Source organism: Sphingopyxis sp. 550B (genome assembly GCF_057401805.1).
In genome coordinates this window covers 1082283-1100553 of sequence record NZ_CM171610.1, presented here as the reverse complement: position 1 = coordinate 1100553, position 18271 = coordinate 1082283, and the positions used below count along the sequence as shown (strand labels likewise).

19 protein-coding genes, 1 tRNA gene and 1 pseudogene are annotated in these 18271 nt (G+C 67.2%); 13 read left to right on the top strand and 8 right to left on the bottom strand.

The window, feature by feature from the left end; genetic code table 11:
• Positions 1–210: 210 nt before the first annotated feature.
• The 3 genes from AC2S9W_RS05120 to dapB all read right to left on the bottom strand — a co-directional run bounded on the left by AC2S9W_RS05120 (position 211) and on the right by dapB (position 3098).
• Positions 211–1581 (bottom strand): M20/M25/M40 family metallo-hydrolase, encoded by a 1371-nt coding sequence (locus tag AC2S9W_RS05120; protein ID WP_076073526.1) that lies wholly within the window; start codon positions 1579–1581, stop codon positions 211–213.
• A 125-nt stretch (positions 1582–1706) separates the two neighbouring features.
• Positions 1707–2363 (bottom strand): endonuclease III, encoded by a 657-nt coding sequence (nth, locus tag AC2S9W_RS05115; protein ID WP_076073524.1) that lies wholly within the window; start codon positions 2361–2363, stop codon positions 1707–1709.
• 6 nt (positions 2364–2369) lie between these two features.
• Positions 2370–3098, bottom strand: a complete 729-nt coding sequence (dapB, locus tag AC2S9W_RS05110) for a 4-hydroxy-tetrahydrodipicolinate reductase (RefSeq protein ID WP_212597913.1) — start codon at positions 3096–3098, stop codon at positions 2370–2372.
• A gap of 110 nt (positions 3099–3208) precedes the next feature.
• Between dapB and AC2S9W_RS05105 the strand changes: the two genes are divergently transcribed.
• Positions 3209–3913: an NAD-dependent deacylase gene (locus AC2S9W_RS05105; RefSeq protein WP_076073520.1), complete on the top strand. Its 705-nt coding sequence runs from the start codon at positions 3209–3211 to the stop codon at positions 3911–3913.
• A 21-nt stretch (positions 3914–3934) separates the two neighbouring features.
• On the opposite strand, the gene tadA is transcribed toward AC2S9W_RS05105, so the two are convergent.
• Complete coding sequence (gene tadA, locus AC2S9W_RS05100) at positions 3935–4390, bottom strand: tRNA adenosine(34) deaminase TadA (protein WP_076073518.1); 456 nt, start codon at positions 4388–4390, stop codon at positions 3935–3937.
• Positions 4391–4520: 130 nt separating this feature from the next.
• Here tadA and rpmB point away from each other — a divergent pair, with 130 nt between their 5' ends.
• Positions 4521–4814 carry a 50S ribosomal protein L28 gene (gene rpmB, locus AC2S9W_RS05095; protein WP_076073516.1) on the top strand — a complete coding sequence of 98 codons (294 nt, stop codon included), beginning with the start codon at positions 4521–4523 and terminating at the stop codon, positions 4812–4814.
• Positions 4815–4850: 36 nt separating this feature from the next.
• On the opposite strand, the gene AC2S9W_RS05090 is transcribed toward rpmB, so the two are convergent.
• The gene (locus AC2S9W_RS05090) at positions 4851–5849 is read right to left on the bottom strand and encodes an esterase-like activity of phytase family protein (RefSeq protein WP_076073514.1); all 999 of its coding nucleotides are present in this window, start codon (positions 5847–5849) and stop codon (positions 4851–4853) included.
• A gap of 162 nt (positions 5850–6011) precedes the next feature.
• Between AC2S9W_RS05090 and AC2S9W_RS05085 the strand changes: the two genes are divergently transcribed.
• The 4 genes from AC2S9W_RS05085 to AC2S9W_RS05070 all read left to right on the top strand — a co-directional run bounded on the left by AC2S9W_RS05085 (position 6012) and on the right by AC2S9W_RS05070 (position 9906).
• Positions 6012–6401, top strand: a complete 390-nt coding sequence (locus tag AC2S9W_RS05085; protein WP_104960264.1) for a glycine zipper 2TM domain-containing protein — start codon at positions 6012–6014, stop codon at positions 6399–6401.
• Positions 6402–6603: 202 nt separating this feature from the next.
• Positions 6604–7698 carry a Ppx/GppA phosphatase family protein gene (locus tag AC2S9W_RS05080; protein ID WP_076073512.1) on the top strand — a complete coding sequence of 365 codons (1095 nt, stop codon included), beginning with the start codon at positions 6604–6606 and terminating at the stop codon, positions 7696–7698.
• On the top strand, positions 7695–8426 hold the full coding sequence (locus AC2S9W_RS05075; protein WP_076073510.1) for an RlmE family RNA methyltransferase: 732 nt from the start codon (positions 7695–7697) through the stop codon (positions 8424–8426). The genes AC2S9W_RS05080 and AC2S9W_RS05075 overlap by 4 nt, the downstream gene beginning before the upstream one ends.
• A 19-nt stretch (positions 8427–8445) precedes the next feature.
• Positions 8446–9906, top strand: a complete 1461-nt coding sequence (locus tag AC2S9W_RS05070; RefSeq protein WP_104960263.1) for a S41 family peptidase — start codon at positions 8446–8448, stop codon at positions 9904–9906.
• A gap of 19 nt (positions 9907–9925) precedes the next feature.
• On the opposite strand, the gene AC2S9W_RS05065 is transcribed toward AC2S9W_RS05070, so the two are convergent.
• Positions 9926–11629 carry a class I adenylate-forming enzyme family protein gene (locus tag AC2S9W_RS05065; protein WP_420894044.1) on the bottom strand — a complete coding sequence of 568 codons (1704 nt, stop codon included), beginning with the start codon at positions 11627–11629 and terminating at the stop codon, positions 9926–9928.
• 183 nt (positions 11630–11812) lie between these two features.
• Complete coding sequence (locus AC2S9W_RS05060) at positions 11813–12787, bottom strand: DMT family transporter (RefSeq protein WP_076073506.1); 975 nt, start codon at positions 12785–12787, stop codon at positions 11813–11815.
• A gap of 98 nt (positions 12788–12885) precedes the next feature.
• On the opposite strand from AC2S9W_RS05060, the gene AC2S9W_RS05055 reads away from it, so the two are divergent.
• The 4 genes from AC2S9W_RS05055 (at position 12886) to AC2S9W_RS05040 (ending at position 14351) form a co-directional block, all read left to right on the top strand.
• Positions 12886–13398: an Lrp/AsnC family transcriptional regulator gene (locus AC2S9W_RS05055; RefSeq protein WP_076077459.1), complete on the top strand. Its 513-nt coding sequence runs from the start codon at positions 12886–12888 to the stop codon at positions 13396–13398.
• Between the two features lie 99 nt (positions 13399–13497).
• Positions 13498–13572 (top strand) — tRNA-Glu (locus AC2S9W_RS05050).
• A gap of 79 nt (positions 13573–13651) precedes the next feature.
• Positions 13652–14056, top strand: a complete 405-nt coding sequence (locus AC2S9W_RS05045) for an Arm DNA-binding domain-containing protein (protein ID WP_234002541.1) — start codon at positions 13652–13654, stop codon at positions 14054–14056.
• A gap of 142 nt (positions 14057–14198) precedes the next feature.
• Positions 14199–14351: a hypothetical protein gene (locus AC2S9W_RS05040; RefSeq protein ID WP_286749046.1), complete on the top strand. Its 153-nt coding sequence runs from the start codon at positions 14199–14201 to the stop codon at positions 14349–14351.
• A gap of 81 nt (positions 14352–14432) precedes the next feature.
• Here the strand turns inward: AC2S9W_RS05040 and AC2S9W_RS05035 are convergent.
• Positions 14433–14564: pseudogene (locus tag AC2S9W_RS05035) on the bottom strand (helix-turn-helix transcriptional regulator); the annotation flags it as partial.
• Between the two features lie 516 nt (positions 14565–15080).
• Between AC2S9W_RS05035 and AC2S9W_RS05030 the strand changes: the two are divergent.
• Genes AC2S9W_RS05030 through leuD form a run of 3 tightly spaced genes read left to right on the top strand, consistent with a single transcriptional unit; the run spans position 15081 to position 18258 of the window.
• Positions 15081–16265, top strand: coding sequence for a CaiB/BaiF CoA transferase family protein (locus tag AC2S9W_RS05030; protein ID WP_104960253.1), 1185 nt, complete (start codon positions 15081–15083; stop codon positions 16263–16265).
• Positions 16262–17671, top strand: coding sequence for a 3-isopropylmalate dehydratase large subunit (locus tag AC2S9W_RS05025; protein WP_104960252.1), 1410 nt, complete (start codon positions 16262–16264; stop codon positions 17669–17671). The genes AC2S9W_RS05030 and AC2S9W_RS05025 overlap by 4 nt, the downstream gene beginning before the upstream one ends.
• Positions 17668–18258, top strand: coding sequence for a 3-isopropylmalate dehydratase small subunit (gene leuD, locus AC2S9W_RS05020; RefSeq protein ID WP_104960251.1), 591 nt, complete (start codon positions 17668–17670; stop codon positions 18256–18258). Before AC2S9W_RS05025 ends, leuD begins: the two co-directional genes overlap by 4 nt.
• Positions 18259–18271: the final 13 nt, after the last annotated feature.

Genomic DNA, 18271 nt, shown 5'->3' with positions numbered 1-18271 from the left:
TCCCCGGCGAAAGCCGGGGTCCGCGCGGGGCAGACTACGCCATCCGGACCCCGGCTTTCGCCGGGGAACGGCCCTTGCCGGAAAGGGATAGTTGCCGATCGGCCCCTAGGCCGGAACCCGGAGCGGGCCGGTGCCGACCTCGGCTCTTCCCACTCCGGGCTCCCGCCAGTACGGAAGTATCCGACATTTTCAATCCAAGGTGATCACGCTCTATTTCGACAGGTCGCGCAGCAGGCTGTCCCAATGCGCCAGCGCGCCGGGGATCGCATCGACCGGCGCGCGCTCGTCGAGGCCGTGCGCGAAGCTGTCGCTCGCCTTGCTGAACAGCCCCGCGACGCCATAGCTGGGAACGCCTTGCGCGCGAAAATGCAGGCTGTCGGTCGCGCCCGCGCTCATCGACGGGATGATCGGCAGCCCGGGGTAGCGCGCGTGCACCGCTTTCGTCACCGCCGCCACGACATCGGGGCGCAGCGGCGAGGCGTCGCTCGCGGTGGCATCGGGGTCGGTGTTCACCTTGATCGCGGGATCGGCGACGACCTTTTCCAGTTCGGCACGCACCGCCTCGATACTCACGCCCGGAAAGATGCGGCAATTGACGTTCGCCGTCGCCCTTTGCGGCAGCGCATTCTCGGCATGGCCACCCTTGATCAGGGTCGGCACGCAGGTCGTGCCGATCTGGCCGACATATTCGGGGTCGGCGCGGATCGCCGCGACCGCCCCGGCATCCGCGGGGTTGGCGGCGAAGGCCTTGAGCGCCGCGCCGATGGCGCCGCCGACCTGGTCGGCGACGATCTGCATCCCCGCTTTCGTCAGTTCGTTCTGCTGCGGCGCGAAGCGATAGGCGCCGATCTTCGCCAGCGCTTCGGACAGCTGGACGATCGCGTTGACCGCGCCGGGGCGCGAGCTGTGCCCGCCGGGATTGGTCACTTCGAGCACATAGTCGGCATAGGTCTTCTCGCCCGCCTGCAGACCGTAATATCGGGCCTTGCCATCCTCTCCGATCAGCCCGCCGCCGCCGTCGCCGTTGAGCGCGAATTCCGCCCCCTTGTAGGCCGCGGCGAGCGCGCGTGTCGTGTCCATCGCGGTTTCCTCGTCGCCTGACAGCAGCAGGATGATCGAGCGCTTCGGCCGGAACCCGTCCTTCTTGAGCTGCGCGAGCGTCGCGACCATCATCGCAACGTCGAACTTATTGTCCTCCGATCCGCGCCCGAAGATATAGCCGCCTTCCTCCACCGGCACGAAGGGGTCGCGTACCCAGTCCTTGGGATCGGCCTCGACGACGTCCATATGGCCCAGCAGCAGGATGGGTTTCGCGTCGGTCGTGCCCTTCAGCGTCGCGGCGAAGGTAGCGGTCTCGCCCATCGGAGTGATGACGATATCGCCGTCGGCAAAGCCCGCCGCCTTGAGCACCCCGGCATAATAGGCCGCCAGTTCGGGGACCTTGCCGCGTCCGGCGACGGTCGGAATCGCGATGCTGTCCGTCAGGATCGCCTTCGCCGCCGTGGGATCGGCGGGCTTGGCGTGGACGGGCGCCGCGGCCAGCAGGGCGGCGGAGGCCAGAAAGATGGAAGCAAAACGCATGTGATCGACCCCTTTAGCGAGTTATTCTGATCCGTTCGGACCGAGCCTATGGAAGCCCTGTCCCGGCTGCCATGCTGGCGGAAGAACGGGCCTTCGACAAGTTCATGGCGAGCAGAATCTTCGGGTCAGGCTGCTTTCTTCGCGTTCGGCGCCGGCGTCTTGGGCTTGTAGCGGCACAGGTCGGCGACCGGGCAGCGCCAGCATTCGGGCGTCCGCGCCTTGCAGATATAGCGGCCGTGCAGGATCAGCCAGTGGTGCGCGCCGACGCGGAACGGCGCCGGCACCTTGCGTTCGAGCTGCTTTTCGACCACGAGCACCGTCTTGCCCGGCGCGAGCCCGGTGCGGTTGCCGACGCGGAAGATGTGCGTGTCGACCGCGAAGGTTTCCGCACCGAACGCGCAGTTCATCACGACATTGGCGGTCTTGCGCCCGACTCCCGGAAGCGCGACCAGCGCATCGCGGTCGGCGGGCACCTCGCCGCCATGGTCGCGGACGAGGATTTCGGACAGCGCGATGACATTCTTCGCCTTGGCATTGAACAGCCCGATCGTACGGATGTGCCGCTTCAGCCCGTCTTCGCCGAGGTCGAGCATCTGCTGCGGCGTCTTCACCGTCTCGAACAGCCCCCGCGTCGCCTTGTTCACCCCGACGTCGGTCGCCTGCGCCGAGAGCACGACGGCGACGAGCAGCTGATAGGTGTTGCCGAACGCCAGCTCGGTCTGCGGATCGGGATTGAGCTCGGCCAGGCGGCGGAAAAATTCGAAGATGTCGGCTTTCGTCATCGCGGGTCAGGACAGCCCGATCACCTGCGGCATCGTGTAGCGCCCGGACTTCTGGTGGATCAGCCACAGCGCCGCCTTCACCGCGCCGCGCGCGAAGATCATGCGATTCTCGGCGCGGTGCGACAGGGTGATCATCTCCTCGGGACCCGCGAAGATGACGTCATGGTCGCCGGCGACGGTACCGCCGCGCAGGCTGGCGAAACCGATCTTGCCGTGCCCGCGCGCGCCGGTGACACCGTCGCGGCCGCACTCCGAGCAGCGGACGAGATCGATGCGGCGCCCCTCGGCCGCCGCCTGCCCGAGCAGCAGCGCGGTGCCGCTCGGCGCGTCGACCTTGTTCCGATGATGCATTTCGAGGATTTCGATATCCCATTCGGGGTCGAGTCGCGCCGCTGCCTCGCGCACCAGATGCGCGAGCAGGGTGACGCCGAGCGACGTATTGCCGGTCTGGAGCACCGCGATGTCGCGCGCCGCTTCGTCGATCAGATAATGATGCCGCTCCTCGAGCCCCGTCGTGCCGATGACGATCGGCTTCTTCGCCGCCACGCAGGCGTCGAGCGTCGCCTCGAGCGCGGCGGGCGAGGAGAAATCGACGAGCACGTCGGCGCTTGCCGCCAGTTTCGCGATATTGCCGCCCTTGTCGATGCCGCAATGTCCATGCCCCGCTTCCGCTGCTGCGGCGGCGAGCGCGACGCCCATCCGCCCCTGGCTGCCGACGATCCCGATGCTGGTCATGCCTTGCCTTTCCCGTCCCCGTCATGCTGAAATCCGGTTCAGCATCCATTCGCACCCGCGTAGCGAGAATGGACCCCGAATCACGTTCGGGGGGACGAAGCAAGGATAACATGACTCCCATCCAGAATATCGTGATCCTGACCGGCGCCGGGGTTTCGGCCGAAAGCGGCATCGACACCTTCCGCGACGCGGGCGGGTTGTGGGAGCAGCATCGGGTCGAGGACGTCGCGACGCCCGAGGCTTTCGCGCGCGATCCCGACCTCGTCCACCGCTTCTACGACGCGCGGCGCGAGGCGATCCAGACCAAGGTCCCGAACGCGGCGCACGAGGCGCTGGCGCGGCTCGACGCCTACTGGCCCGGCGACCTGCTGATCGTCACCCAGAATGTCGACGACCTGCACGAACGCGCCGGCGCCCGGCGGCTGGTCCACATGCACGGCGAGCATCTGAACGCCTGGTGCACCGCATGCGACACGCGCAGCCGCTGGACCGGGCCGCTGATCGACCGCCCCCCCTGCCCCGCATGCGGCGTGGCCGGCCATCTGCGCCCCGACGTCGTATGGTTCGGCGAGATGCCCTATCGGATGGACGACATCTATCGCGCGCTGAACCGGGCCGACCTGTTCGTGTCGATCGGCACCTCGGGCGCGGTCTATCCCGCCGCGGGTTTCGTCCGCGAAGCGCGCCAGTCGGGCGCACGCACGCTCGAACTCAACATGGAGCCGAGCGAGGGCAGCCATTGGTTCGCCGAGGCGCGGCACGGTCCGGCAACGCGGCTGGTGCCGACATGGGTCGACCGGATGCTGGAGGTCTGAGCTCGAGCCTCCGCGCGCTTTTCAACGGCGCGCGGCGAAGAAATCGCGGAGCAGCACCGCCGCCTCGCCCGCGCCGATGCCGTCGTAGATTTCGGGGCGGTGATGGACCGTCGGCTGCGAAAAGACGAGCGCGCCATGCGCGACCGCGCCGCCCTTCGCATCGTCGGCGCCGTAATAGAGCCGCGCGATCCGTGCATGGGCGATCGCGCCCGCACACATCGCGCAGGGCTCCAGCGTCACATAGAGGTCGCAGCCGTCGAGCCGCTCGTTGCCGAGCTTGGTCGCCGCGGCGCGAATCGCGACGATTTCGGCGTGCGCGGTGGGATCGTGCGATTCGCGCGGACGGTTGTGCCCTTCGGCAATGATCGCGCCGTCCTTGACGATGACGGCGCCGACCGGCACCTCGCCCCATTCGGCGGCGATTCGCGCCAGATCGAGCGCGCGGCGCATCGGGTCGGGAAGTGGGAAACAGGCCATGGCTTTCCCGCTAATCGCTTGACGAATCTCCGGCAAGCGGATAAGCGCGCGCCTTTCCCGGCCGATCCGGTTTCCTTGGCGCTTGTCGCGCCAACCGGCGCGCCGCCCAGATTTTGTGAGGACGAAGACGATGTCGCGCATTTGCGAACTGACCGGCAAGGGCCGCCAGGTGGGCCACAATGTCAGCCACGCCAACAACAAGACCAAGCGCACCTTCCTGCCCAATCTGCAGAATGTGACGCTGTTGTCGGAAGCGCTGGGTCGCGGCGTCAAGCTGCGCGTCTCGACGCACGGCCTGCGTTCGGTCGAGCACAACGGCGGCCTCGACAACTGGCTGATGAAGACCGGCGACGACCTGCTTTCGGCCAACGCCCGCAAGGTGAAGAAGGAAGTGGCGAAGAAGCTGGCCGAAACGGCCGCCTGACCGCCTTTCCATCGCCGACGCAATCAGGCGGCCCGGTTACGGCGCCGCCTTTTTGCTGTCCGCAGTGCGCGGCGGCAGCCCGACGAGTTCGAATTGCAGCAACAAGCTGCGCTGCCAGCTGGTGAAATTGTCGTCGGACACCAGCCAGACATAGGTGCGCCCGCGCTCGACCGAAACCGCCGCGCCTTCGAAATTGTCGGCGATCGCGCGCGGAACGCGGCCGATGGTGCGCGACCGGACGACCGTATCGGAGCCGATGTCGGCGGGATCGACCACGGCGAGGATCGTCGTGAAGACCGGCAACAGGCCGAGCCTGCGATGGACGAGCAGGACGCGCCCGTCGGGAAGCGGCGCCGCGTCGCTGACCGATCCCTTGGCCTGTGCATCGTAGAAGAAACGCAGCGGCGGCGGGCCCGGCGCCGCCGGATCGGTGGCGTAGAGCAGCGCCTCGCGGCCGCGCGGATCATCGTCGGCATCTTCCGAAAAGACGATAGTGCGCCCGTCGGCCAGCCGTGCCATCGCTTCCGGCCCGCCATTGCCCGGCCAGGCGGGCTGCGGCAGCGTCCGGCGCGATTCGATCCGCGACAGCGCCGGATCGTATCGCCGGATCTCGTTGACGCCCTCGAATGCGATCCAACTCGCGCCGCTTGCCGGATCGATCGCCATCGCCTCGGCATCGACCAGCGACTTGCGCCCCGATCCGCCCTCCAGCGTCGGCAACAGACCGATGCGCACATTGGTCACGCGGCCGTCGGGGTGCAGCGTCAGGCGTGTCCAGCCGCCGGCGTCGCTGACGAGCTGGAAGCGGCCCGGCCCCACCCGGGCGAGCGCGGAGAAGCCGCCGAAGCGGCTGTTCGGGCTGACCAGATGCCAGCCGCGCACGAAGCGGAGCGCCCCGGTCCGACCCGGCGCGCCGTCGAGCGGGCGCGCGACGATGCTTTGGGTGAAGTTATCGACCGGAAAGCGAAAGGCCGTCCCCAGAACGGGGCCGACGGCAAGGAAGATCAGCAGGGCGAAGAGCAGGCGGCGGCGCATCGCCGCCGGGCGTAGGGCCGCGACGCGGGAAAGGAAAGCCGCGCATCGAAGCTGAACGCCAGCCGACAGCCATGTTCAGGCTTCGCTCAAACCGAATCGGGCAAAACCGCATCATCGACCCACCGCCCGGCAAGGGCCCAAGACGAAAGAAGGAGACAAGAGATGAAAAAGATGATGACGCTCTCCCTCGCCGCCCTGATGTCCACTGCGACCCTGGGCCTGGCGACTCCGGCCGCGGCGCAGAACGGCTATTACGACCGCGACGGCTATTCGACCTATTATGCGGGCCATCGCGACAACCGGCGCTACGATCGCTCGGACCGCCGCGATTATCGGAACGACCGGCGCTATTACAACCAGCGCTATGACCGTCGCAATTATCGCCAGTGCGACAACGGCACCGGCGGCACGGTGATCGGCGCCATCGCCGGCGGGCTCGCCGGCCACGAGATCGCCGGCCGCGGCGACCGCACCGTCGGCGCGATCATCGGCGGCGCCGTCGGCGCCATCGCGGGCCGCGCGATCGACAAGGGGAATGACGGCTGCCGTTAAGAAGGCAGACCCGACCCCCAACGAAAATGCTCTTCCCTCCTGCCCCGTCCGGTTTGCGCCGGGCGGGGTTTTGCTTGCGCCGAATGGGGATGGGGAAGCGAGGCGATGCGGCTTGCCATCGCCGCAGGGCGCGCCTAGTCTCGATGCCAAGTGCACGTCCGCGGTCCTGCGGGCGCGTGAATTGAGACAGGTAATCATAGCCATGCGGCAAATGGCAGCGCCAACAGGGCAGCCGCCGCGGCCCGGAGCAGCGGTGGCGACGGACAGACGAAAGGGCGGTTCCCTACCTCGCCCCTTCGCATTCACGCGACCGAAAAGCTATGGCGCCATCGACCTCGGCACCAACAACTGCCGCCTGCTGATCGCGCGGCCGCAGGACGGCGAACTCGTCGTCATCGATGCCTTTTCACGGATCGTGCGGCTGGGCGAGGGTCTGCACGGCAGCGGCCGAATCGGCGCGGCGGCAATCGACCGCGCGGTCGCCGCGCTCGCCGTCTGCGCCGACAAGCTGCGCCGCCGCCATGTCGCGCTGTCGCGCGCCGTCGCGACCGAAGCCTGCCGCCGCGCATCCAATTGCGACGAACTGGTCGACCGGGTGCGGCGCGAGACGGGCATCGTGCTCGACGTGATCTCGGCCGCCGAAGAGGCGCGGCTCGCGGTGCTCGGCTGCCACAATCTGATGGAGCCCGGCGACGGGCCGGCGCTGATCTTCGACATCGGCGGCGGATCGACCGAGTTGATGCAGGTCGAGGTGAACGGTCACGACGTCGCGATCCACGACTGGGTGAGCGTGCCGTGGGGCGTCGTGTCGCTGACCGAGCATGCCGCGACGACGACCGACGACCTGCCGGCGCGGCGCGCAAGCTATGCGCAGATGCGCGAGGTAACGCGCGCCGCCTTCGCCGCCTTCGCCGATCGCGCGCAGCGATTCGCGGGCCAGCCGCTGCGCCTGCTCGGTACCAGCGGCACCGTGACGACGCTCGCCAGCGTCTTCCTCGACCTGCCGCGCTACGACCGGCGTGCGGTCGACGGGCTGATCGTTCCCACCAGATCGATGCGCGACATCAGCCACCGCCTCGCCGAGGCAAGCCTCGCCGACCGCGCGGAGATCGCCTGCATCGGGCGCGAGCGCGCCGACCTGGTCGTGGCGGGCTGCGCGATCCTCGAAAGCATCATCGACCTGTGGCCCGCCGCGCGCGTCGGCGTCGCCGACCGCGGTATCCGCGAGGGGATATTGCGCACGCTGGCGGTGCAGGGCCGCGACGTACCGGTGACGCGCCGCGAGCATCGCCGGTGAGCGGCCCGCATCGCAAAGGCGGGGGCGCCGGGGGCGGCAGCGGACGCGGCGGCCTGCACGAGCGGGTGAAGACCGCGCGGCGGCGCACCGCATCGTCGACGCGCTGGCTGCAGCGCCAACTCAACGATCCCTATGTCCGCCGCGCGCAGGCGGAGGGCTATCGCTCGCGCGCCGCTTACAAGCTGATCGAGCTCGACGAGAAATTCGGCTTCCTGAAAAAGGCGCGCGCGGTCGTCGACCTCGGCATCACGCCGGGTGGCTGGTCGCAGGTCGTGCGCAAGACCAACCCGCGCGCGCGCGTTGTCGGGATCGACCTGCTCGCCTGCGAGCCCATCGAAGGGGTCGCGATCCTCGAGATGGATTTCATGGACGACACCGCCCCCGACGCACTGATCGAGGCGCTGGGCAGCGCCCCCGATCTCGTCATCTCCGATATGGCGGCGAACACCGTCGGCCATCCCCAGACCGACCATCTGCGCACCATCGCGCTCGCCGAAACCGCCGCCGATTTCGCGGTGCAGACGCTGCAGCCCGGCGGCGCCTTTGTCGCGAAAGTTTTCGCGGGCGGCGCCGACCGCGAGCTGCTGACCATCCTCAAGCGGAATTTCGCCACGGTGAAGCACGCCAAGCCGCCGGCCAGCCGCAAGGGATCGCCCGAACTCTATGTCGTCGCACAGGGCTTCAAGGGCCGGGAAGGCGCCGGGGCAAGCGAAGACGAGATGCCTTGAACGAAGGCGGGGGGACGGCATGAAGCGGACAGGGGCATCGGGGGCTTCGGTCGTGCTGGCGGCGCTGATGCTGGCCGCGTGCGGCGGCGGAGGTGGCGGCGGCGGAACCGGCGCACCGCCGGTCACGGTGACGCCGACACCATCGCCCACCCCGGCGCCGACCGCGAGTTGCACCCTTTCGGCGCGCCAGGGGTTCGCAAAGGCCGTGCTCGACGAATGGTATCTGTTCCCCGGCGACATGGCGCGTAACGCCGATCCGGCGCGGTACGCCGACGTCCAATCCTATATCGACGCACTCACCGCGCCGGCGCGCGCGCTCGGCAAGGATCGCTATTTCACCTACATTACCTCGATCGCCGAGGAGACGGCCTTCTACGCACGCGGCGCGAGTGCGGGATTCGGATTGCGGCTCGCCTACGATCCCTATGCGCAGCGCATCGTCATCGCCGAAGCCTATGAGGGTGCGCCGGCGCTGGCGGCGGGAATCGACCGGGGCGCGCGCATATCGGCGATCGGCACCAGCGCCGATTCGATGCGCACGCTGTCGTCGCTCGCCGCCGCGGGCGGCACCGACGCGATCATCGCCGCGCTCGGTCCCGACGAAGCCGGCGTGACGCGCGTGCTGCGCGTCACCGACGCCTCCGACACGCGCGACGTGCGCGTGACCAAGGCCGAATATGACATCGACCCGGTGTCCGACCGCTATGGCGCCAAGGTCATCAGCGAGGGCGGGCGTAGCTATGGCTACGTCAATCTGCGCACCTTCATCCGCTCGGCCGACCAGCAGCTTCGCGACGCGTTCCAGACCTTCCGCGACCGGGGCGTGACCGACATCGTCGTCGACCTGCGCTACAACGGCGGCGGGCTGGTTTCGACCGCCGAACTGTTCGGCGACCTGCTGGGCCGCGACCGCAACGCGAGCGAGATTTTTTCGCAGACACGGTTCCGCCCGGAAAAGGCATCGAAGGACGAACGGCATTTCTTCACCGCACAGGCCCAGGCAATCGCGCCGACGCGCATCGCCTTCATCGGCACCGGGTCGACCGCCTCGGCGAGCGAACTCGTCATCAACGGCATGCTGCCGTGGCTCGGCACCAACATGACGCTGGTCGGCGGCAACACCTATGGCAAGCCGGTCGGGCAGATCGCGCTCGACCGCCCCGAGTGCGACGACCGCTTGCGCGTGATCGCCTTCGCGACCGGTAATGCGGCGGGGGCCGGCGATTATTTCGGCGGGCTGGCGCCCCGGATCGCGAACAGCTGCGCGGCCGCGGACGATCTCGACCTGCCGCTCGGCGACCCGCGCGAGGCGTCGGTTCGCGCAGCGATCGATTTCCTAGCCGGGCGAAGCTGCGGCGCGCCGATCACCGGGCTCAGCGCATCGACGACGCGCAGCATCGCCGCGGTGCGCGAACCGACCGAGATGCTCGCCCCAGCCCGGCCGACCACGGCACAGCGCGAACTGCCCGGATTGTTCTGAAGTGCCGAACTGACGCCGCTCAGGCGGCGGCGCTCTCGCGGTCGGCGAACAGCGCTTTCAGATCCTTCTTCAATATCTTGCCGTTGGCGTTGCGCGGCAGCGTGTCGGCGGCGAAGCGGATCGCGACCGGCACCTTGAACGCCGCGAGCCGGGCACGCACCCAATCCTGCAGTTCGACCTCGGTCGCCGTCGTGCCGGGCGCGAGATGCACGATCGCCGCGGGCTCCTCGCCCAGCGTACGGTGCGGAATGCCGATTACCGCACAGTCGGTCACCGCCGGATGGTCGTACAGCACATTCTCGACCTCCGACGAATAGATATTCTCGCCGCCGCGCAGCACCATGTCCTTCGCGCGGTCGACGATATAGACGAAGCCCTCCTCGTCGAGCCGCGCGAGGTCGCCGGTGCGCACCCAGCCGTCGACGAAGGTCTCGGCGGTTGCCTCTGGCTTGTTCCAATACCCCATCACGATCATCGGCCCGCGCGCCCACAGCTCGCCGACCGTGCCGACCGGCAGCACCGTAACGCCGTCTTCGGCGCGGATTTCGAGGTCGGCGACCGCGACCGGCGGCCCCGCGCTCGCCGGGCGGTTCAGATAATCCTCCGCCCCGTGCGAGGTCACCGTCGCCATCGTCTCGGTCATTCCCCAGCCGTTGCCGGGCAGCGCGCCGAACTCCTCATAGATGCGCCGCACCAGTTCGGGCGCCGACGGCGCGCCGCCATAGGCGATCGCCTCGAGCGACGAGAGATCGTAATTCGCGCGGTCGGGATGCTCGATGAGCTGCCAGGCGATCGTCGGGACACCGCCGGTGACGTTGACCTGCTCGCGCTCGATGATCTCCATCGCGCGCACCGCGTCCCATTTGCGCATGAAGATGGTCGTGTTACCCGCCGCCATCGCGCCCATCAGCATGGCCGAACAGGCGGTAACGTGGAACATCGGGATCACCGTCAAGATCGTGCGCGGCTGGGGCTCCGGCAACGTCTCGCCGCGGCGCAGGAAGCTGCGCGCTCCCGAAAAAGCGCCCGAGAGGATGTTGGTCATCATGTTGCGATGCGTGCCGAGCGCTCCCTTGGGCTGCCCCGTCGTGCCGCTGGTATAGAAGATCGCCGCCGCATCGTCGCTGTCGATCGCGACGCGCGGGCGATCGTCGCCGGGCAGAGCGGCCCAGCTTGCCGGAGCGCCGACGATCTCCTCCAGCGCCGTCGTATCGGCGATCGGCCCCGCGCCGCGCGCGACGATCCACTGTTCGACGTCGGGCAGCATCGCGCGATGCTCGCGCAGCCGCTCGTAGCGCTCGCCATCGACGATCACGATCTTCGATCCCGAATCGCGAATGCCATAGGCCAGTTCGGCGCCGGTCCACCAGGCGTTGAGCGGCACCGCGATCGCGCCGATCGTGGTGATGGCGAAAAAGACCATCGGCCATTCGGGCAGGTTGCGCATCGCGAAGGCGACCCGGTCGCCCGGGCCGACGCCCATCGCCTGCAGCGCCCGCGCGAAGGCCGCGGTCGCGCGCCAGTTCGCCGCATAGCTGATCCGCTCGTCGTCGAGGATCGTGAACGGCCGCTCCCCGTGCACGCGCGACAGGTCGAGCAGTTCGCCCAGATCGTGCGGCGCATTCTTCCACACCCGCGTCGCAATGCCGCGGATCGGCACCACCTCCATCTCGAACGGAGCGCCCGGCGCGGTCAGCGCCGCGGTCGCATCGGCCAGCGACATCTTCGGCCAGCTGGGGTCGAGGGGCACCACGGGTTCGCCGGTCGGATCATTCGCCACGAGACATCTCTCCATCATCCTGCGCGCCGTTGAATCGGCGGCTCGGCGGCAAGGTTAGGATCGCCCGGCCCGTTCGACAAGGGTGCGGCTCGGCGCGCACGAGCAGCCCCCGCCCGCCCGCTCCGGTCAGGCCGGCTGGATCGCTTCGGGCGCCGCCGGCTCCCTGTGCGCGGCGATGCACGACAGCACGCTGGCGACGACCAGCACGAAAGCGGCCGCTTCAAGCCCGGTGGGCAGGCGTGCTTCCCACAGGAAACCGTATAGGAGAGCGAACAGCGTCTCGAAGAGGATCATCTGCCCGACGAGGGTCAGCGGCAGCAGCCGGCTCATCCGGTTCCACAGCAGATTGCCGAGGATCGACGCGAGCAGCGCGACGCCCATCGACACGCCAGCGAGCCGCGCCCAGTCGAGCATCGCATGCGGTTCGCCGTCGAACGCCAGCGACCAGGGGATCAGCAGCAGCGACAGCGAACCGGTGACGATCCCCATCAGCAGGTTCCAGTCGTGCGCGCCGATATGGTCCAGGCGGTTCAGCGCGCGGCTGTTCCCCACCGCGAACACGACCCAGCTGAGCAGCGCGCCGCCGGCGCACGCGAGCCCGAGGAGCTGTCGGCCGGTCGAACCCGTCGCAGGCGCGGCGACCGCCTGCCAGCCGATGCACAGCACGCCAGCGACCGACAGCAGCAGCGACGGCCACAGCCGGACGAGTGGAACCGCGCCATGATCGCAGCTTCCGACCAGGGTGACTGCAACCGGAAGGAAGCCGATGACGAGCGACGTCATCGCGATCCCGCCGAGCTGCACCGCGCCGGACAGCAGGATATAATAGAGGATGTTGCCGCAAAGCCCCAGCCAGCCGAGCGCCAGCCAGTCGCTGCGCGTCGCCTGCGCGACGGTGCGGCGCCAGCGCGGCGCCATGATCGCCGCGGAAAAAAGGCCGTAGAAGACATAGCGACCGATCGTGAGCTGGATCGGGCTGAAATCATGCGCAAGCGCCGGCGCGAGGAACACCAGCCCCCACAGCGCCCCCGCCCCCATTCCGCACGCGATCCCCAGCATTGTGCGGCGCGACGCATGCGGTCCGGCGGTATCTGGGATCATGACGCTGTCCTTGGTGACGATTGCTGGGAAATATCACCGTCAAAGCGGGAATTGCGCCCTTGATTCGAGGGCGAAATGCAACAAAAACTCGCTTCATGATGCCGGCCCGCTCCACCAGACGCAGCGAACTCGACAATTTCGATCGTGCCATCCTGCGCATCGTACAGCGCGACGCGAAGAAGCCGCAGCGATTGATCGCCGAAGCGGTCGGCCTGTCGGCGGCGGCAGTGCAGCGCCGCATCGCCGCGATGGAGGATGCGGGCATCATCGATCGGAACGTGGCGATCGTCGACCCCGCCGCGGTCCGCATGGCGATCACCGCGATCGTCGAAGTGCATCTGACCGACGAGAAGCTGCCGACCGTCGACAGGGCCAAGGCGCTGTTCCGCGCCGCGCCCGAAGTGCAGCAATGCTATTATGTGACCGGCGGGATCAGCCTTGTGCTGGTGATCGTCGTGCCCGACATGGCCGCCTACGAAGCCTCGACACGCCGGCTGTTCGCGCAGAACGAATCGGTGAAGAGCTTCCGCAGCCTGATCGCACTCCACCGGGTCAAGGCCGGAATGGAAATCGAAATCCCCGCGACGACCTCGCCCGCCCCGCGCCGCTGATCGCCGCAACGGCAAGGCTGTCTGCGTCAGCGGGCGGAAAAGCGACCGGCTCTTGCCTGCGCCGCGGAAGCAGGGTAGAGACCCGCCCGGCCATGCCATGGCCCCTTCGTCTAGCGGTCAGGACGCGGCCCTCTCACGGCTGAAACACGGGTTCGATTCCCGTAGGGGTCACCAAAATCCTCTCGCGGAGGATTCCAGACAATACCACAAGCGGCTGATTTCTGAGGGTTTTTCGTGGTATAGGTATTCCCATATGGAGTGGCTTCATTCCACCGAATACCACCATGGTGATGGTATATCTGATGGTAGCGCGGTCCTCCCCATGTCGGAGATGCCATCATGGCGCTTACCGCTGTTTCGATCAAAACGCCAAGGGCCGCGCAAAGCCCATAAACTCACCGATGGTGACGGATTATTTCTCTACGCCACTCCCAATGGCGGACGCTATTGGCGCATGAACTATCGCTATCTCGGCAAGCAGAAGACGCTGGCGTTCGGCGTCTATCCCGATATCAGCCTCGCCGAGGCCCGCGAGCAACGGAATGCAGCCCGGAAGCTTCTGGCACGCGGCTCCGATCCCGCCGAGCAGATCAAGCTTGAACGCATCGCGGCAGCGGTCGCCGCATCCAACAGCTTCAATGCGGTTGCCGACGAATAGCTGATCAAGGTCGAGCTTGAGGGCCGTTCCGCCGTCACCATGAAGAAGCTGCGCTAGCTCCTGGACTTCATCAAACGAATCGATCGGCAACCGCCCGGTCGCCTCCATCACCGCGCAGAAGCTTCTAGTAATGCTCCACAAGATGGAGAGCAAGGGTCGCCGTGCCTACACGTGGGGCGAGTATTGGGACGAGCGCGTTCGCATGATGCAGCATTGGTCGGACCATCTCGATCTTCTCCGCGATGGCGCGAAGGTCATCAAGGGCATGTTCCGAAAGGCGAAGGCCAGACATTAGCCCGGCCGCCTCTCACTCGGCATGATCTTCGCAGTAGCTGGTGGGATTGGCGATCCAGCGATCGACGGCTGATTCGTGTCAGCCAGTACCATGGATGCTGATCTTCAACTGCGCCGGAAACGTCCCCTCGGCGATCTTGCGGTAGAGCGTCGAGCGGGACAGTCCGGTGCGGGCGAGGACGGTCTTGAGGCGGATGATTCTCCCCGGGGGCAGGCATGGGAAGAACACACTCCATTGCTGACAGCTGTGTTCTCCCCTAGGGTCAGAATGACCATGCTGCCGCGTCGAGCAAGGGTATGGCGCCATGGTGTCGCTTTTGGAATCGAGGTCTGGCGTCCGCTATCGTCCCGCGGCGTTGCTTGCCGTGCACCGGCATGGTGAAAAATATTTTCCCAGTTCGTCTTAGCCGCGCAAACGGAGGCACACGGATTCCAGCGCACTGACTTGCCCTCGTGGGCGTCAGGCTCGACGTTATCGCTATGGCAACCCCCAAAACGCTTGGCGCCTCCTAATCGGTCATTCAGTCGATCCGTCGATGGGCTCAGCAGTTGCCCTTCGTTTGCGGAGAGCCGATCGCCGAATGCCGGTGAATCTCGGATCTACAGTTTTCAACGGCGCAATGGCGCTCAGATGCGTGTTCAACCCGCGCAAAACCTCTTGGCATTTTTGTTATATATCTATATCAAATTGCGAGTTTGCATTTGAGGACGAGGCGGGATTCGAAGATATATGGACGAACAGGAGCTGCCGCTTGCCGGCATCAGGATCGTTGAATTTTCACACATGGTCATGGGTCCAGCCGTCGGTGTGATCCTCGCCGATCTGGGTGCGAACGTGATCAAGGTCGAGCCGATCGGCGGCGATCAGACGCGACGCCTGATGGGGTCGGGCGCGGGCTATTTCCCGATGTTCAACCGCAACAAGCGGAGCATCTGTCTTGATCTGAAAAGCGCCAAGGGGGTCGATGCCGCGCGCCGTCTGGCGGAGAAGGCTGATATCGTGATTGAGAATTTTCGCCCCGGTACGCTCGACCGGCTCGGCCTGGGCTATGAAGCGCTGCGCGCGATCAACGAACGGCTGATCTATTGCTCGGCCAAGGGCTTTCTCCCCGGTCCCTATGAGAATCGGACCGCACTGGACGAGGTCACCCAGATGATGGGCGGTCTCGCCTATATGACGGGGCCACCGGGCCGGCCGCTGCGCGCCGGATCGTCGGTAATCGACATCACCGGCGGTATGTTCGGGGTGATCGGCGTCCTCGCCGCGCTCGAGCGCCGCCACCGCACCGGCCAGGGGGGCGAGGTTAAATGCTCGCTCTACGAAACCACCGCGTTCCTCGTCGGCCAGCATATGGCGCAAAAGGCGGTCACCGGTAGGGCGGCCGCGCCGATGCCGGTGCGGATTTCGGCCTGGGCGATCTACGACGTGTTCGAAACCGCCAATGCCGACGAACAGCTCTTCGTCGGCGTGGTCAGCGACAGCCAGTGGCAGGCCTTTTGCCGCGCGTTCGGATTCGACGCACTCGCTGCCGAGCCAGCCTATGCGACGAACAATCAGCGGGTGATGGCGCGCGACACGCTGCTGCCCCGGGTGCGCACGCTGTTCGAATCGATGTCCCGGGCGGATCTGGTCGCGAAGCTCGAAACGATCGGCCTGCCTTTCGCCGCGATCGTGCGGCCCGAAGATCTGTTCGACGACCCGCACCTGATCGCCAGCAACGGGCTGGTCGACGTCACCATCCCGGGCGGCGAGGCGACGCGCCTTCCCGCGCTGCCGATCGCGTTCGACGACGAACGCCCCGCACTGCGCCACGACATCCCGGCGATCGATCAGAATGGCGCGGACATTCTGCGCGAAATCGGATTTGGCGAAGAGGATATCGCCGAACTGACACGCATCGCCGTCGCCGGATGACACCGCGAACCGCTTTCGAGAAGATCTGGGCTGACCATCTGGTGGCGGATCTCGGCGATGAGACCGGGCTGCTGCTGATCGATCGCATTCTGCTGCACGAACGCACCGGCGGCGTCGCGCTGAACAGCCTGGCCGAGGCGGGGCGTACCGTGGCGGCACCGACGCAGGTCTTCGCGACGATGGATCATGTCGTCGATACGCGGCCGGGGCGCACCGATACCACCATGATGCCCACGGGCACCCGGTTCATCGCGGCAACCCGCGCCGCCGCCCACGCCGCGGGGCTGACGCTGTTCGATCTGGACGACCCCCGCCAGGGGATCGTCCATGTCATCTCGCCCGAACTGGCGATCGTCCTGCCCGGGCTCACCCTGGTGTGTCCCGACAGCCACACCTGCAGCCAGGGCGCGCTCGGCGCGCTCGCCTGGGGGATCGGTTCGACCGAAGCAGAGCATGCGCTGGCGACCAACACGCTGCGCGTCGGCAAGCCGAAGACGATGCGGGTCACCGTCACCGGCCGGCTGGGCGCGGGAGTCACTGCCAAGGACCTGGCGTTGCACCTGCTCGACCGGTTCGGCTCCTCCGGCGCGAAGGGTCATGTCGTCGAATATGCCGGTGAAGCCGTCCGCGCGCTCGATATCGAGGCGCGGCTGACCTTGTGCAACATGGCAACCGAATTCTCGGCATTCAGTGCCTTTATCGCCCCCGACGAGGTGACGTTCGACTATCTGAGGGGCCGCGCCTATGCCCCGGAGGGCGCGGAATGGGATCGCGCCGTCGAGAATTGGCGCGGGCTTGTCACCGATGCGGGCGCGATGTTCGACGCAGAGCTGACGGTCGATGCCGCCGATGTCGCTCCGATGGTGAGCTGGGGCACCAGCCCGCAACAGGCGGTGCCGCTGGGTCGGCCGGTGCCGGATCACGACGCGATCGCGGGGCGCGACACACGCGAGGCTTATGACCGCGCACTCGCCTATATGGGGCTGAAGGCTGGCCAGGCGATCGAGGGGCTGGCGATCGATGCGGCGTTTATCGGATCCTGCACCAACAGTCGCCTGTCCGACCTGCGCCGCGCCGCAGCGATCCTGAAGGGCCGCCGTGTCGCCGATGGCGTCAGAGCGATCTGCGTGCCAGGATCGACCATGGTCAAGGCCGCGGCCGAGGCGGAGGGGCTCGACCGCGTCTTCCGCAACGCGGGGTTCGAATGGCGCGAGTCGGGCTGTTCGATGTGTTTCTTCGCGGGCGGCGAGAGCTTTGGGGTGCAGGAGCGCGTGATCAGTTCGACCAACCGCAATTTCGAGAGCCGCCAGGGCCCCGGCACGCGCACCCATCTCGCCTCGCCCGAAACCGTCGCTGCTTCGGCCGTTGCAGGCCGTATCGCCGATCCGCGCCGGATCGGCGCATGACCCCGTTCACCATCCTCACCGCGATCGCCGCGCCGCTGATCCGCGATAATATCGATACCGACGCGATCATCCCCTCGCGAGAGATGAAGTCGATCGGAAAGACCGGACTCGCCGACGGGCTGTTCGCCGGATGGCGCTACACCGCGATCGGATCGCGCGAGCCCGACCCGTCGTTCATACTAAACGATCCACGCTATGCCGGGGCGCAGATTCTGCTCGCCGGGGCCAATGTCGGCTGCGGGTCGAGCCGCGAACATGCCGTCTGGGCGCTCGCCGAATATGGCTTTCGGGCGATCGTCGCGGCGTCATTCAATCCGATCTTTCGCGGCAATTGCGTACGCAACGGCATCGTCCCGGTGGAGATCGACGCGATGCTGATCGACGCCGACGGGCCGATCACGATCGACCTGCCGCGGCTGACGCTGACGAGCGCATCGGGGCGGGACATCGCCTTCGCGATCGACGCGGAGGCCAAGGCGATGCTGATCGGCGGACTCGACGCGATCGACATGACCCTAACCCGCGCCGCCGAGATCGCGCGCTTTCGGGAAGCCGACCGCAACCGGCGTCCCTGGGCCTATCTCTAAAAGAAGACGGGCC

What these genes read in the sequence shown, in the direction of transcription:
- AC2S9W_RS05105 (WP_076073520.1), top strand. Translation starts at nt 3,209, where the DNA reads ATGACTCCCATCCAGAATATCGTGATCCTGACCGGCGCCGGGGTTTCG.
- AC2S9W_RS05060 (WP_076073506.1), bottom strand. Translation starts at nt 12,787, where the DNA reads ATGATCCCAGATACCGCCGGACCGCATGCGTCGCGCCGCACAATGCTG.
- AC2S9W_RS05085 (WP_104960264.1), top strand. Translation starts at nt 6,012, where the DNA reads ATGAAAAAGATGATGACGCTCTCCCTCGCCGCCCTGATGTCCACTGCG.
- tadA (WP_076073518.1), bottom strand. Translation starts at nt 4,390, where the DNA reads ATGGCCTGTTTCCCACTTCCCGACCCGATGCGCCGCGCGCTCGATCTG.
- AC2S9W_RS05030 (WP_104960253.1), top strand. Translation starts at nt 15,081, where the DNA reads ATGGACGAACAGGAGCTGCCGCTTGCCGGCATCAGGATCGTTGAATTT.
- dapB (WP_212597913.1), bottom strand. Translation starts at nt 3,098, where the DNA reads ATGACCAGCATCGGGATCGTCGGCAGCCAGGGGCGGATGGGCGTCGCG.
- leuD (WP_104960251.1), top strand. Translation starts at nt 17,668, where the DNA reads ATGACCCCGTTCACCATCCTCACCGCGATCGCCGCGCCGCTGATCCGC.
- rpmB (WP_076073516.1), top strand. Translation starts at nt 4,521, where the DNA reads ATGTCGCGCATTTGCGAACTGACCGGCAAGGGCCGCCAGGTGGGCCAC.
- AC2S9W_RS05065 (WP_420894044.1), bottom strand. Translation starts at nt 11,629, where the DNA reads ATGTCGCTGGCCGATGCGACCGCGGCGCTGACCGCGCCGGGCGCTCCG.
- AC2S9W_RS05025 (WP_104960252.1), top strand. Translation starts at nt 16,262, where the DNA reads ATGACACCGCGAACCGCTTTCGAGAAGATCTGGGCTGACCATCTGGTG.
- AC2S9W_RS05090 (WP_076073514.1), bottom strand. Translation starts at nt 5,849, where the DNA reads ATGCGCCGCCGCCTGCTCTTCGCCCTGCTGATCTTCCTTGCCGTCGGC.
- AC2S9W_RS05120 (WP_076073526.1), bottom strand. Translation starts at nt 1,581, where the DNA reads ATGCGTTTTGCTTCCATCTTTCTGGCCTCCGCCGCCCTGCTGGCCGCG.
- AC2S9W_RS05080 (WP_076073512.1), top strand. Translation starts at nt 6,604, where the DNA reads ATGCGGCAAATGGCAGCGCCAACAGGGCAGCCGCCGCGGCCCGGAGCA.
- AC2S9W_RS05055 (WP_076077459.1), top strand. Translation starts at nt 12,886, where the DNA reads ATGCCGGCCCGCTCCACCAGACGCAGCGAACTCGACAATTTCGATCGT.
- AC2S9W_RS05040 (WP_286749046.1), top strand. Translation starts at nt 14,199, where the DNA reads ATGGAGAGCAAGGGTCGCCGTGCCTACACGTGGGGCGAGTATTGGGAC.
- AC2S9W_RS05045 (WP_234002541.1), top strand. Translation starts at nt 13,652, where the DNA reads ATGGAGTGGCTTCATTCCACCGAATACCACCATGGTGATGGTATATCT.
- nth (WP_076073524.1), bottom strand. Translation starts at nt 2,363, where the DNA reads ATGACGAAAGCCGACATCTTCGAATTTTTCCGCCGCCTGGCCGAGCTC.
- AC2S9W_RS05070 (WP_104960263.1), top strand. Translation starts at nt 8,446, where the DNA reads ATGAAGCGGACAGGGGCATCGGGGGCTTCGGTCGTGCTGGCGGCGCTG.